This window comes from Flavobacterium sp. (assembly GCF_040402835.1).
Classification (GTDB): Bacteria; Bacteroidota; Bacteroidia; order Flavobacteriales; family Flavobacteriaceae; genus Flavobacterium.
In genome coordinates this window covers 25,887-40,051 of record NZ_JBBALW010000021.1, presented here as the reverse complement: position 1 = coordinate 40,051, position 14,165 = coordinate 25,887, and the positions used below count along the sequence as shown (strand labels likewise).

General features: G+C 33.6%; 12 protein-coding genes. 11 read left to right on the top strand and 1 reads right to left on the bottom strand.

Annotation, left to right across the window (positions count from 1 at the left end):
* Positions 1 to 124 precede the first annotated feature (124 nt).
* From AC9UEH_RS08625 to dnaK, 10 genes are all read left to right on the top strand, one after another.
* Positions 125 to 580 carry a 2-dehydro-3-deoxyphosphooctonate aldolase gene (locus tag AC9UEH_RS08625; RefSeq protein ID WP_509530796.1) on the top strand — a complete coding sequence of 152 codons (456 nt, stop codon included), beginning with the start codon at positions 125 to 127 and terminating at the stop codon, positions 578 to 580.
* Between the two features lie 261 nt (positions 581 to 841).
* Complete coding sequence (gene kdsA, locus AC9UEH_RS08620) at positions 842 to 1,660, top strand: 3-deoxy-8-phosphooctulonate synthase (RefSeq protein WP_509530795.1); 819 nt, start codon at positions 842 to 844, stop codon at positions 1,658 to 1,660.
* A 117-nt stretch (positions 1,661 to 1,777) separates the two neighbouring features.
* Positions 1,778 to 1,948 (top strand): hypothetical protein, encoded by a 171-nt coding sequence (locus AC9UEH_RS08615; protein WP_509530793.1) that lies wholly within the window; start codon positions 1,778 to 1,780, stop codon positions 1,946 to 1,948.
* A 23-nt stretch (positions 1,949 to 1,971) separates the two neighbouring features.
* Positions 1,972 to 2,580 (top strand): alpha-ketoglutarate-dependent dioxygenase AlkB family protein, encoded by a 609-nt coding sequence (locus AC9UEH_RS08610; RefSeq protein WP_509530791.1) that lies wholly within the window; start codon positions 1,972 to 1,974, stop codon positions 2,578 to 2,580.
* A gap of 84 nt (positions 2,581 to 2,664) precedes the next feature.
* Positions 2,665 to 3,492: a sterol desaturase family protein gene (locus AC9UEH_RS08605; RefSeq protein ID WP_509530789.1), complete on the top strand. Its 828-nt coding sequence runs from the start codon at positions 2,665 to 2,667 to the stop codon at positions 3,490 to 3,492.
* Between the two features lie 109 nt (positions 3,493 to 3,601).
* Complete coding sequence (locus AC9UEH_RS08600) at positions 3,602 to 3,880, top strand: TIGR03643 family protein (protein WP_509530787.1); 279 nt, start codon at positions 3,602 to 3,604, stop codon at positions 3,878 to 3,880.
* A gap of 284 nt (positions 3,881 to 4,164) precedes the next feature.
* Positions 4,165 to 4,869 (top strand): DUF4369 domain-containing protein, encoded by a 705-nt coding sequence (locus AC9UEH_RS08595; protein ID WP_509530785.1) that lies wholly within the window; start codon positions 4,165 to 4,167, stop codon positions 4,867 to 4,869.
* A 356-nt stretch (positions 4,870 to 5,225) separates the two neighbouring features.
* Complete coding sequence (locus AC9UEH_RS08590) at positions 5,226 to 5,870, top strand: glycosyltransferase family 2 protein (RefSeq protein ID WP_509530783.1); 645 nt, start codon at positions 5,226 to 5,228, stop codon at positions 5,868 to 5,870.
* Between the two features lie 24 nt (positions 5,871 to 5,894).
* Entirely contained in the window at positions 5,895 to 6,632 is a 738-nt protein-coding gene (locus AC9UEH_RS08585; protein WP_509530781.1) for a hypothetical protein, read from the top strand.
* A gap of 143 nt (positions 6,633 to 6,775) precedes the next feature.
* Positions 6,776 to 8,659: a molecular chaperone DnaK gene (dnaK, locus tag AC9UEH_RS08580; protein WP_509530779.1), complete on the top strand. Its 1,884-nt coding sequence runs from the start codon at positions 6,776 to 6,778 to the stop codon at positions 8,657 to 8,659.
* A gap of 143 nt (positions 8,660 to 8,802) precedes the next feature.
* On the opposite strand, the gene AC9UEH_RS08575 is transcribed toward dnaK, so the two are convergent.
* The gene (locus AC9UEH_RS08575; RefSeq protein ID WP_509530777.1) at positions 8,803 to 11,322 is read right to left on the bottom strand and encodes a zinc-dependent metalloprotease; all 2,520 of its coding nucleotides are present in this window, start codon (positions 11,320 to 11,322) and stop codon (positions 8,803 to 8,805) included.
* Positions 11,323 to 11,846: 524 nt separating this feature from the next.
* Between AC9UEH_RS08575 and katG the strand changes: the two genes are divergently transcribed.
* Positions 11,847 to 14,093 carry a catalase/peroxidase HPI gene (katG, locus tag AC9UEH_RS08570; RefSeq protein ID WP_509530775.1) on the top strand — a complete coding sequence of 749 codons (2,247 nt, stop codon included), beginning with the start codon at positions 11,847 to 11,849 and terminating at the stop codon, positions 14,091 to 14,093.
* The last annotated feature ends 72 nt before the right edge of the window (positions 14,094 to 14,165 follow it).

Sequence of the window (14,165 nt, the reverse complement as noted above, 5' to 3'; positions counted from 1 at the left end):
TAAAATTAAGGTTTTTATTCTTAACTTTTTATGCGGGTAAAGTTAGCATATCCAAAGAGAAAATTCATTTTAATAATTTTAACAAAAATAGTATCTTTATAGCATTAAAAAAAACAACTGTAAAATGAAAATTAAATCCATAGCTCTTCTAATCGCAATTCTAATTAGTGCGGTCTCGTGTGTGAGTACAAAATCGACCTTAAAAAATGTAAATGATAAAGCATCAATTCCACAATTGACTGCAAATAATACTTTTGTAATTACACAATTTAGCAATGACCCTAAATATGGTTATAATAAAGATTACCCCATCAATGTTTTTTATAGAAATACCAAAGACGAAGCAATCAACCCACAACGCTATTTGAATGCGTTGACTGGGCCTAAAGGCGAGAAATTATTCTTTAAAAAAATAGAGGTTTGTTGTCCGTTTCCTACAAAAAACAGTGAAATGGGTGGCGGTTTTCTTGCTATTTATGAAGTAACTTGGGTTGGACTAAAACAGCCGGTAAAACTCTATTTGAATAGTTACGAAAAAGGAGATTTGCTCGTGCCAATTGGATTTGGACTAGTTAAATAAAAGACGAATAGATGATAGACCAAGAAATGTCGAAAGTTTTAAAGTCTCAAGATAGAATTTAAAAAAGACAATTCCAAGCATTCATAACTTATAATTCATCATTCATAATTAATTTCCCATTTGCGCCTTTCGAGTTAAAAAATAGGATGCACCAACCGTATTGACAATCCAAAACCTAAATATGCACAACTAAAACATAACAATTCATAATTCATAATTCATAATTCATAACTATATTTGCAGCAGCAATAAAATCATACTATGAACATACATACAATTCCACAAATAAAACATTCTAATAGCGGTAACTTTTTTCTATTGGCAGGGCCTTGCGCTATTGAAGGCGAAGAAATGGCTTTGAGAATCGCTGAGAAATTAGTAGGAATTACCGATAAATTAGAAATCCCTTTCGTGTTTAAAGGGTCGTTCAAAAAAGCAAATCGCTCTAGAATTGATAGTTTTTCAGGAATTGGAGATGAGAAAGCCTTGAAAATTTTACGAAAAGTTTCTGAAACTTTTGGGGTTCCAACGGTAACGGATATACACACCAATGAAGATGCTTTAATGGCTGCGGAATATGTAGATGTATTGCAAATACCAGCTTTTTTAGTGCGCCAAACCGATTTAGTTGTGGCCGCAGCCAATACTGGAAAAGTAGTAAACTTGAAAAAAGGACAATTCATGAGTCCAGAAAGTATGAAACATGCGGTTCAAAAAGTATTGGATTGTCACAATCAAAATGTGATGGTTACCGACAGAGGAACGATGTTTGGGTATCAAGACATGATAGTTGATTTTCGTGGAATCCCAACGCTGCAACAGTACGCAACTACCGTTCTCGATGTTACCCATTCGCTGCAACAACCCAATCAAACAGCGGGAGTTACCGGTGGTCGCCCTGACATGATTGAAACCATTGCGAAAGCTGGAATTGCCATAGGTGTTGACGGTATCTTTATCGAAACACATTTTGATCCTGCCAATGCAAAAAGTGACGGAGCCAACATGTTGCATTTAGATTATTTTGAAGCCTTGATGATCAAATTAGTCGCAATTAGAAAAACGGTAAGTTCGTTTTAAGAAATACCATTAATCATAAAATACATTTATAAACTAAATTAATAGCACATGTTTAATATTACACCCACTGAATGGATAGGTTATTTAGCATCTCTAGTACTCATGATTTCCTTTCTTATGAAGAATATTATCACTTTAAGAACTATAAATTCTGTTGGTGCTATTCTTTTCATTGTTTATGGATTTATGTTGGAAACCTCCTGGCCGATAATAATTACTAATATTTTTATATTTGGTGTAAATTCTATTTATTTAACAAAGCATTTCACCAATAATAAAGGTGCTTAAACTCAAAAATTTTATTCTTAATATTGGAATCGCTATTTGAAAATACATCAAAACCTATTTATTTCAATGTACCCGATGCAGAAATCGTTTATTATCCGCATTTTATTGATGTGATACAATCAGATTTATTATTTCAAGAATTACTTCAGAGCATTCCTTGGCAGCAAGACGCCATCAAAGTATATGGAAAAGTTCATGCTCAACCCCGTTTAACAGCACTTTTCGGCAATGATGGAAAATCGTATTCCTATTCTAATATAATAATGCAACCCCATTCTTGGAATACGGTACTTTTGGATTTAAAACAGAAAGTAGCAGCCGTTTCAGCAACCGAATTCACAACTCTATTACTCAATTTGTATCGCGATGGAAAAGATAGCAACGGTTGGCATGCCGATAACGAAAAGGAATTAGGGAAAAATCCTGTAATTGCGTCACTTAGTTTTGGAGCAGAGCGGTACTTTCATTTGCAACATAATAAAGACAAAAATTTGAAATTAAAAATTCTTTTGGAACATGGAAGTTTATTATTGATGAAAGGAACAACACAGCATTTTTGGAAACACCAAATTCCTAAAACCGCAAAGCCTATTGGTTCGAGAATTAATTTGACCTTTCGTACTATTGTGTAAATTACACTAATTATTTAGGGATTAGTCCTTTTTTTATTGCATTAATTTGAAATAACGAGTAGTATTACTACATTTATAAAAAAAATGAACGAGATAATCCATTATTTTGAAACAATATCTTCGGTACACAGAGCATTGATTTTGACAGGAGGAATTGCTTTTTTCTGGTTGGTAGAAACAATAAATCCTTTATTTATGCTGAAATATAAAAAATGGCAGCATGCAGGAATCAACATTTTCTTTACGATAACTACTATAATCGTGAACTTCTTGATGGCATTTATCTTGCTTTGGACTTCTAAATGGACTGTAGAAAATCATTTTGGAATTTTGCAACTCGTATCGGGAATAAATACTTGGATTTATCTGATTATTGGATTGCTATTGCTGGATTTAATAGGGGCATATTTGGTTCATTTTGTAGAGCATAAAGTAAAGTTTTTATGGCGATTTCACCTAGTGCATCATTCGGATATTTGGGTAGATACAACTACTGCGAACCGCCATCACCCTGGAGAAAGTATTGTCCGATTTGTATTTACAACATTGGCAGTTGTTATTGTAGGTGCCCCAATGTGGATGGTTTTTTTATACCAATCGGCTTCAGTAGTGCTTTCGCAATTCAACCATGCCAATATTACTTTACCTGTTAAAATTGACAAGTTACTAAGTTATGTCATCGTTTCGCCAGACATGCATAAAGTGCACCACCATTATATTATGCCGCACACCGATAGCAATTATGGAAATATATTTTCAATTTGGGACAGACTTTTTGGAACATTTTCAACGATTAAAAGAGATGACATTGTCTATGGAATTGATACACACATGGAATTAGAAAAAAATAATAGAGTCGGAAATTTATTGAAAATACCATTCCAAAAACTGCAATCATTTGGAAAACAATAAAAAATTAAAAAAAGTAATTGCAACTTAAAAAGGTATTGTTTTTTTTATTAATATTGAAGTATAAAAACAATTACTAACTAAATACATCACCGAATTTATTTTCAAAATAATGAAAAAGAGTAAAAATATTGAATTAACTTGGGCTCAAAACGAAAAATTGATAAGTTTAGCTTTAGAAGAACGAAATCCTTTTGAAATAATTAAAAAGGAATTTGGATTGGGAGAAAAAGAAGTTCTTGAAATTATGAAAAAGAAACTTCCGACAGATAAATTTGAGTTATGGAAAAAGAAAGCAAATGCTGGAAAGCCAAAACCAAAACCAATTAAAATTGACGAATTCGACGAAGACTTAGACGGTAAATATTATATAAAAAATAAACTTGATTAGATTAAAACTCCTGAAATTAAGGAGTTTTTTTGTTATAGAGATTTATAAACTTGGAACGAGCAAAAGGATTTGAAAAAGTTAAACACAAATTTCACAAATTATCACAAATTTTTTATTTAGAAAATCTGTAGAAATTTGTGACAAAAAAACAAAGTGCAGCTTCAAAAAATTACACATAGAAAGATTATAAACCAAAACTGGCTACTAAAATAAAAGCATAATAAATCTTTGGATTTACCGTATTTTGAAGATAATTTCTTTATTTTGCGCTCAAATAACAAACTATGAAAAATTCAATTATTGCCATTTTCTCTCTATTTATAATATCTTCTTGTAGTAAAAATGGCGATGCCAACTTACAAATTACAGGAAATATCAAAGGGTTGCAAAAAGGAACTTTGTATTTAAAAAAATCGGGTGATAGCACGTATGTTACTTTAGACAGTATAAAAATTGATGGAAAATCGGCATTTGAAAGCAATATAAATTTGAAATCACCAGAAATGTTGTACTTATTTTTAGACCGTGGAGAAACGAATTCTGGAGACAATAATTTGATGTTTTTTGCAGAGCCAGGAAAAATCAACATCGCTACCGAACTGGAATATTTTTATTCAAAAGCAGTCGTAACAGGATCCAAGAACAATGAATTATATGAAAATTTCAAGAAAATAAGTTCCAAATACAACGACCAACAATTAGAACTTACCGTTGCAAAAATAAAAGCGTTAAAGAATAAACAAACCAATTTAATTGCTTCAATTGATGAAAAATCCAATGGCATATTAAAGAGAAAATACCTTTATGCAATTAATTTTGCGGTAACCAATAAAGAGTATGAAGTAGCGCCTTATATAGCTATATCTGAAATTAATGATGCAACGATTAAGTATTTGGATACCATTCAAAAATCGATGTCACCAAAAGTTGCAAAATCAAAATATGGTCTGATATTAACGAAATATGTAGCAGATAGAAAGAAATTGTAGCTTTTTTTGGGCATGCCCCTTCGTAAAAACTTCGGGTCAGGTCGTTCGCTGCAATTTCTGTTGCGCTTTGCTCCACAGAGGATTTCCGCTGCCACCCTTCATGCGAGCAACGGTATTTTAACCTTAAATTTTCTATTTTATCAATTTGAATTTATTTCAGATTCTAATTTCAAATTGCATCTGGTGCAAAAATAAGTTGGGTTTACAAAAACTAAAAATAACAAGCACTTCAATATGTGTTGAACCAAAACAGACATTTTTTTAGTGCATTCAATTATCAATTTGTTGTTTATTATTTAATATGTTATTTCATAATTCTACTTTTTAAGTAGTTATTTTTGGTTTTTATTCATTTTATGAAAAAAATACATAAAGTAGCAGTTATTATGTCAGTTTATAATACTCCATTTAATATGGTAAAAAGGGCTATTGATTCGGTATTAAATCAAACTTTCCAAGATTTTGAATTATTAATAATTGACGATGGAAGTACTAATGGCTCTAATCAATCAATTTTAGAATATGCAATTCTAAATGAAAATAAAATTACTTACATACGTCATAAAAATTGTAGCCAATCGGAATCAATAAACCGAGGGGTTTTACTTACTAATAGTGACTACATTACAGTAATAGATGCTGATGATGAATACAAAACAAATCACTTGGAATTGTGTTTGTCTGAAATAAATTCGTTGGATCTTATTGCTTCAACAACAGAAACGGTTGTAAATAAAGAATCGGATTATTATGTGCCAGATCGTTTTAATCCAAATGAAGTTGTTCATGTGGATGATTGCATACTTTTCGCAACTTTATTTGGAAAAAAAGAGGTATTTAAAAACTTAAATTTTATTAATATGTACGGAGCTGACGCTCATTTTTACGAACGTGCAGAAAAAATGTATTTTGTTGATAAGTTGGATTTAAGAACTTATATATATTACAGAAATAATCCAAATAGCATAAGCGCAAAAGTTAAATCAAATAATTTGAGTTAATTGAAAATTCCTCCAAACCTTCAATTGTCAAATAAACTTATATTGGGGTGCCATATTACGGGTGTTTACGATGTAAATAGAAATCAAGTGCTTTTAGATGACGATTTTTCAATTATTGAAAAATGGGCCGAATCAATTTCAAAATTGAATCTTCAAGCCATTATTTTTCATAATAATTTTTCTGATTCAACGCTATCAAAATACCAATCTAACCATCTTATTTTTATTAAAATAATACATGATATTCGTTTTAATCCAAATGTTTTTAGGTATTCTTTATACTGTCAATTTTTAAATAAATACTTCGATAAAATAGATTCCTTATTTGTTACAGATGTTTCTGACGTTCTGGTTTTAAAAAATCCATTTATCCAACCTTTATTCGTCGAAAATTCTGATTTTGTTTTTTGTGGTGACGAACAAACGATTTGGAATAATGAATGGATGCAACTTCACGGCTCCCATTTAAGAACTCGTATAGATGATTACTCTGAAATTGAGTCTGCATTTCAATCACATCAATTATTAAATTGTGGAATAATAGGTGGTAATATTCAAATAATCAAACCCTTAATCGAATCAATTTGGAAAGTCCATGAAGCTTATAATTTTGATAATACCACAGCCTTTACCGGAGACATGGGTATATTTAACTATGTTTTACGAAAATATTATTACCAGAATGTAATGCACGGAACTCCTGTAAATTCAAAATTCAAAGCCTATTTTGATGGTGGCTCCAATTGGTTTCAGCACAAGTAGATTACCATTGTGTCAGAATGTCATAATTTTAATTATTACTTTATATTGAAAACTGACAATTATAACGTAAAGATACAATGGCACAAAGATTGACTTAAGGAAATTGAGTTTAGAAATTAAAATTAAATTTAAATAGAATTAAAATGGGTAAAATAATTGGAATTGATTTAGGAACAACCAACTCTTGTGTTTCTGTAATGGAAGGTAATGAAGCAGTTGTAATTCCTAATGCAGAAGGAAAAAGAACAACGCCATCTGTAATTGCTTTTGTAGAAGGCGGTGAAATCAAAGTTGGAGATCCTGCAAAAAGACAAGCGGTAACCAATCCAACGAAAACGGTTGCTTCTATCAAACGTTTTATGGGACATTCTTTCGCTGAAATTACAGCTGAAGCCAAAAGAGTTCCGTATTCTGTAGTAAAAGGAGACAACAATACACCTCGTGTAGATATTGATGGTCGTTTGTATACGGCACAAGAATTGTCAGCAATGACACTTCAAAAAATGAAAAAAACGGCTGAAGACTATTTAGGTCAAACCGTTACGGAAGCAGTTATTACTGTTCCAGCTTACTTTAACGATGCACAACGTCAGGCTACGAAAGAAGCAGGTGAAATTGCTGGTTTGAAAGTAATGCGTATTATCAACGAGCCTACTGCTGCTGCGTTAGCATACGGTTTAGATAAAAAAGGAGTAGATCAAAAAATTGCTGTTTACGATTTAGGTGGTGGTACTTTTGATATTTCTGTTTTGGAATTAGGAGACGGAGTTTTTGAAGTATTGTCAACAAATGGAGATACACATTTAGGTGGAGACGATTTTGACCAAACAATCATTGACTGGTTGGCAGATGAATTCAATGCTGAAGAAGGAATAGATTTGCGTATTGACCCAATGTCATTACAACGGATTAAAGAAGCTGCTGAAAAAGCGAAAATCGAATTGTCATCTTCTGCTGAAACAGAAATCAATTTGCCTTACGTTACTGCTACGGCTTCAGGACCAAAACACTTAGTTAAAAAATTGACAAGAGCTAAATTTGAGCAATTGTCGGATTCATTAGTAAAACGTTCTATGGCACCAGTTGCAAAAGCGTTGAAAGATGCAGGTTTATCTGTTTCTGATATTGATGAAGTGATCTTAGTTGGTGGTTCTACACGTATGCCAAAAATTGCTGAAGAAGTTGAAAAATTCTTTGGTAAAAAAGCGTCAAAAGGTGTAAATCCTGATGAGGTTGTGGCAATTGGAGCGGCTATTCAAGGTGGAGTTCTTTCTGGAGATGTAAAAGATGTATTGTTATTGGACGTTACACCTTTATCATTAGGAATTGAAACTATGGGTGGTGTTATGACTACATTAATTGAGTCGAATACAACTATTCCAACAAAAAAATCACAAATATTCTCTACAGCTGCAGATTCTCAACCAACAGTTGAACTACACGTTCTTCAAGGTGCAAGAACCATGGCAGTTGATAACAAAACTATCGGTCGTTTTAACTTAGACGGTATTCCACCAGCGCCAAGAGGAGTTCCTCAAATTGAGGTTACTTTTGATATTGATGCGAATGGTATCATCAAAGTTTCTGCAACAGACAAAGGAACAGGAAAATCTCATGATATTCGTATCGAAGCTTCTTCTGGATTGACATCTGAAGAAATCGAAAGAATGAAAAAAGATGCTGAAGCAAATGCTGGAGCAGATAAAATCGCAAGAGAAAGAGTTGAAAAATTGAACGAAGCTGATGGAATGATTTTCCAAACGGAAAGCCAATTGAAAGAATTAGGTGATAAATTATCTGATGACAACAAAACAGCAATCGAATATGCATTGACAGAATTGAGAATGGCACACCAGTCTCAAGATATTACAGCAATCCAATCAGGATTAGACAATATCAATGCAGCTTGGAAAGTAGCTACAGAAGCTATGTACGCTCAAGGAGAACAAGGTCAGCAAGCTGAAGCGCAACCACAAGAAGCGCAAGGTGACAATGTTCAAGATGTAGACTACGAAGAAGTTAAATAAGTAGAGAACTCACGCTTTTGTCGTGATGTGAATCGCTTATCCCGCTTTTTAGTGGGATTACATAACAAAAGAGGCTGTTCGATAAGAACAGCCTCTTTTATTTTTATAACTACTTTTAGTAGATTTCTAATTTTTATCTCAATTTACTTTTTATTGGGATCTAAAGCCATATTAATTCTAGATATCAAATCGAGTACATGATATTTACTCAATCGGTCAGTCATTTTTGAAACGGACAATTTTAAATCATTTTTTAAATTGATAAGCTGACCTCTAACAATAGAAGGCAAATCGGTTTGAGCTAGATTGACAGTTCTAGTATTATATCCGTAAGTTACTCCCACAGGAACAGATCTTACAGTTGCTATTCGAGGATTTAGTAATTCAATCATCTTATCGACGTATAACTTTTGGATATTTCTTCGGAAGATATCAATAGAATTTTTGTTTTTCAATTCAGTGAAAATTCCTTTATTCAAATCATTCATTAATTCATCTATTGAATAGTTGTCTTTATTTATAGAGGATGATTCTAAAAGTCGAACCATTCGATCTCCTGCAAACAAGCTATTTAGTGTAGCATCCTGCATTGCTTTGATAGCTTCAACACCATTTTCTGGATTAATCTTTGAAAGAATGCTTTGGTCTAACAGCCATTTAGGAGTATTAAATAATTGTGTGTTCAAGAATGTTACGGCATCTTTTTGAATGCTCTTTGGAACGACTTGGAATTGGTCACCCGTCATATCATATGTTTTTGGACTATCATAGATTCCACCAACATTTTTAGTAACGTGACCCATATATCTTCTAAATTGTCCAGTAAGTGCGCCGTACAGTTCGTCAAGTTCAGCGTAACTTTCTCCATCTTCTTTAGACCATTTCAATAAATTTGGCAGAATTCTTTTTAGGTTTTTAATGCCATATTCAGAGGCTCTCATTGCATTGTCACCAATATCTTCTGTTTGATATCTAGGATCGTATGGACTAGATTCAGACCCAAACCATAAACGACGGTTTTTGTAAGCTTCCTTAGTCATTTCATTTAAAAATGCTTTTTCTTCTGCTTCAGTTTTTGTATCTTCAAAATACGAGTAACCCCATTTAATAGCCCATTTGTCATAATCTCCAATTCTAGGAAACAAGCTAGTAACGCCATCTTCTGGTTGCGCTACATAATTAAAACGAGCGTAATCCATTATAGACGAGGTGTGTCCGTTTAACCTTTGGTATTCTTTATCTCTTAATTTTTCAACAGGAGTGGCAGAGCTTGCTCCCATATTGTGACGCAATCCTAATGTATGACCCACTTCATGTGAAGAAACGAAACGAATTAACTCTCCCATTAATTTATCATCAAACTTTTTATTTCTTGCAGCTGGATCTACTGCGGCAGTCTGGATCAAATACCAGTTCCGTAATAGACTCATGATATTGTGATACCAGCCAATATGGCTCTCTAAAATTTCACCACTTCTAGGATCGTGAACATTTGGTCCATAAGCATTTTGAATATCTGCTGCAAAATATCTCAACACAGAAAAACGGGCATCTTCTAAGCTCATTGTTGGATCATTTTCTGGCCAATATTCTCCGCGAATTGCATTTTTCCAGCCTGCATTTTCAAAGGCAACCTGCCAATCGTTTATACCTTGCTTGATAAATGGTTTCCATTTTTCGGGAGTGGCTGGATCAATATAATATACTATCGGTTTCAAGGGCTCGATTAATTCTCCCTTTTTTTGTTTTTGAGCATCCTCTTCAGATTTTGGCTCTAAACGCCATCTAACTGCAAAAACTTTGGTATCTGATTTTTGAGATTCTTCTTCAAAAACATCAAATTGATTTGCGAAAAATCCAACACGAGCGTCAAATTCTCGTTTGCGCATCGGTTTTTTAGGCAATAAAATCATTGACGTATTTATTTCTAACGTAATTACTCCCGCATCCAAAGCAGCTGGTAAATCAACTCCAATTTTCGGAGTTGGTGTTGTGTTAATTTTTGGTGGTGTGGTAGTAAATGTTTTTACACTTCTAATTTCAGTATTTATTGGAAAACTACTTATTTTAGAGATAAATGATTTGTCTTTTTGAAACGTTTGAATGTTTAATAACTGTTTTTTAATTGGATCTAACGAAAAAGTTTGAACATCAGCATCAAATGTTGGTGTTAAATCAACTACATAGCCTGTGATTTTTCCTGACTCATCTTTTTTATATGCAAGTACATCATAGTTTCCAATAATTGGATCTGAATTGGAGTTTTTAACTGCTTGTGCCATTGGTTTGTCTTCATCGGGAGACATAATAACATAAGTAATGGAGCGAAGGAGAATATTATTGTTCAATCCTTTTTCCCATCGAACTACTTGCCTATTGATTTCTTCACCTCCAAAAATCCCACCTCCTGCGGGTGTTTTAGAATATCGAGTAATTGTCATAATTTCACTTCCTAATAAGGATTCGGGAATTTCAAAAAGATATTTATTGTCTATTTTATGCACATCGATCAATCCTCTTTGAGTTATTGCGGTTGAATCAATTACTTTTTTGTAAGGCTTAGGCTCCTTCTTAGTGTCGCTTGGTTTGGCATCCATTTTTGCAGCAATAGGAACTTCTGCGTTAGTTTTTTTTCTGTTTTGAGCAAATGTCTCTGAAGACATAAAAATTAAGAGGAATAAAGTAAGTAGGGACAGTGTTTTTTTAAGCATCGGTTAAATCTATTATAGTTAGTGATTACAGTAAGTGATGGAACTAAGTATTTTCTAATTATTTCTCATCAGTTTTCAAATCTATTAATATATTTTGAATATGTTGCTATATAACATGCGATTTTGATTAATTAACAATTGTTGAATGATTGTTAATTTAAAATCGGGGTTGCTGTTTTATTTAAAAAAAATTAGTAAGGACAAATAAATCAATAAATTGTTTTAAAAATGGTTTTACACCTTAAATAACGATAGTTTTTAACAAATTGTTTTTTTGTTTAATTTTAATTTAGCTTGCTTGGGGCTTTCATCTAAATTTTACTTTAACAGTATCCAAAGGTTTAGAGATTTATTTTTTTTTTAAAATTTTAGTATAGTATTTCAACTTAAAACTATAGTTTTTATCTATTAAAATATTTTTTTACATAGATAGAACTTTGTAAATTTGTATTATAAATTATAAAATTAATTACAATATGGAAAATAAAACAAACCCGAGCACTACATCCTACAACGTGAACGGAGAAAGCAAATGCCCTTTTTCTGGTGGTGGTGGTACTCATGCGAAACAAGCTGCAGGATCTTCTCCAACAAACCGTGATTGGTGGCCAAATCAGTTGAAATTGAATATATTACGCCAACATTCTTCGTTATCCAATCCAATGGGTGAGACGTTTAACTATGCCGAAGAGTTCAATTCTTTAGATTATGTTGCTTTAAAACAAGATATCAATGATTTAATGACTACTTCTCAGGATTGGTGGCCGGCCGATTATGGTTTTTATGGTGGATTATTCATAAGATTGGCGTGGCACAGTGCCGGCACCTATCGTATTGCCGACGGTCGTGGTGGATCTGGTGCAGGAACGCAACGTTTTGCTCCATTAAATAGCTGGCCAGACAATGCCAACTTAGATAAAGCACGTTTGTTATTGTGGCCTATCAAACAAAAATATGGTCTAAAAATTTCTTGGGCTGATTTATTTATATTAGCGGGTAACTGCGCCTTAGAGTCGGCTGGTTTTGAAACTTTTGGTTTCGCTGGTGGACGTGAAGATGTCTGGGAACCAAACGAAGATATTTATTGGGGTTCGGAACGAGAGTGGTTAGGCGACAATCGTTATAATGGCGAACGCGAATTAGAACAGCCACTTGCCGCAGTTCAAATGGGATTAATATATGTAAATCCAGAAGGACCCAACGGAAATCCAGACCCAGTATTGGCAGCTCATGATATTCGTGAAACTTTTGCTCGTATGGCAATGAATGATGAAGAAACGGTAGCTTTAAGTGCTGGCGGACACACATTAGGAAAAACCCACGGTGCAGCAAATCCAGATAAGTATGTGGGTGTAGAACCAGCAGCAGCAGGTATAGAAGTGCAAAGCAAAGGATGGAAAAATAGTTTTGGAACGGGAAATGGTGCTGATACAATTACCAGTGGATTAGAAGGTGCATGGACTACAACGCCATCTAAATGGAGCAATAATTATTTAGAAAACTTATTTGGATATGAGTGGGAATTAACAAAGAGTCCGGCAGGTGCACACCAATGGAGACCAAAAAATGGGGTAGGAGCAGGGTTGGTTCCCGATGCACACGACCCAACAAAAAGTCATCAACCGTTTATGTTGACGACCGATTTATCTCTAAGATTTGATCCTGCATATGAAAAAATAGCAAGACGCTTTTTAGCGAATCCAGCTGAATTTAATGATGCATTTGCTAGAGCTTGGTTCAAGTTAACACACCGTGATATGGGTCCAAAAGCACGCTATTTAGGATCTGAAGTTCCTACTGAAGAATTAATTTGGCAAGATCCTATTCCAGCAGTAACACATCAATTAATTGACGAAAATGATATAGCTTCGTTAAAAGCTACAATTTTGGCTTCAGACTTATCTGTTTCACAATTGGTAGGAACAGCTTGGTCAGCAGCATCCACTTTCCGTGGTTCAGACAAACGTGGTGGTGCCAATGGTGGTCGTCTTCGCTTGGAACCTCAAAAAGATTGGAAAGTTAACAATCCATCGCAACTACAAAAAGTACTTAATACGCTTGAATCCATACAAAAAGATTTTAACAGCGCTAATAAAGGAGGCAAACAAGTTTCAATTGCTGACTTAATTGTATTAGGAGGAAGTGCAGGTATTGAAAAGGCAGCAAAAAATGCAGGCCTCGATGTAACAGTGCCATTTAAATCAGGACGTACCGATGCATCGCAAGAACAAACGGATGTAGAATCATTTGCAGTTCTAGAGCCTCAAGCAGACGGATTTAGAAACTATGTTAAAACAAAATATACCATTTCGGCAGAAGAAATGCTTATTGATAAAGCGCAATTATTAACTTTAACAGTACCTGAAATGACTGTTCTTGTTGGAGGTATGCGAGTTTTAAATACCAACTTTGATATTTCTCAAACGGGTATTTTTACAAAAAATCCAGAGTTTTTAACTAACGATTTCTTTGTAAATGTTCTTGATTTGGGCACAACTTGGAAAGCGGTTTCAGAATCTGATGATGCATTTATAGGCACCGATCGTAAAACTGGCGCAATCAAATGGGTTGGAACACGAGTAGATCTTATTTTTGGGTCTAATTCAGAGTTAAGAGCGATTGCAGAAGTTTATGGAAGTGGCGATGCGCAAATGAAGTTTGTTATTGACTTTATTGCTGCATGGACCAAAGTGATGAACCTTGACCGCTATGATTTAGTATAATTTAATTACTATCTAATTTGTTTTTAAGAAGGTGATCTGGCAACAGTTCACCTTTTTTATTTAATCAATTTT

Excerpts from the sequence above, each read along its gene's own strand:
- AC9UEH_RS08625 (WP_509530796.1), top strand. The coding sequence starts at position 125 with ATGAAAATTAAATCCATAGCTCTTCTAATCGCAATTCTAATTAGTGCG.
- kdsA (WP_509530795.1), top strand. The coding sequence starts at position 842 with ATGAACATACATACAATTCCACAAATAAAACATTCTAATAGCGGTAAC.
- AC9UEH_RS08615 (WP_509530793.1), top strand. The coding sequence starts at position 1,778 with ATGAAGAATATTATCACTTTAAGAACTATAAATTCTGTTGGTGCTATT.
- AC9UEH_RS08605 (WP_509530789.1), top strand. The coding sequence starts at position 2,665 with ATGAACGAGATAATCCATTATTTTGAAACAATATCTTCGGTACACAGA.
- AC9UEH_RS08600 (WP_509530787.1), top strand. The coding sequence starts at position 3,602 with ATGAAAAAGAGTAAAAATATTGAATTAACTTGGGCTCAAAACGAAAAA.
- AC9UEH_RS08595 (WP_509530785.1), top strand. The coding sequence starts at position 4,165 with ATGAAAAATTCAATTATTGCCATTTTCTCTCTATTTATAATATCTTCT.
- AC9UEH_RS08590 (WP_509530783.1), top strand. The coding sequence starts at position 5,226 with ATGAAAAAAATACATAAAGTAGCAGTTATTATGTCAGTTTATAATACT.
- dnaK (WP_509530779.1), top strand. The coding sequence starts at position 6,776 with ATGGGTAAAATAATTGGAATTGATTTAGGAACAACCAACTCTTGTGTT.
- AC9UEH_RS08575 (WP_509530777.1), bottom strand. The coding sequence starts at position 11,322 with ATGTCTTCAGAGACATTTGCTCAAAACAGAAAAAAAACTAACGCAGAA.
- katG (WP_509530775.1), top strand. The coding sequence starts at position 11,847 with ATGGAAAATAAAACAAACCCGAGCACTACATCCTACAACGTGAACGGA.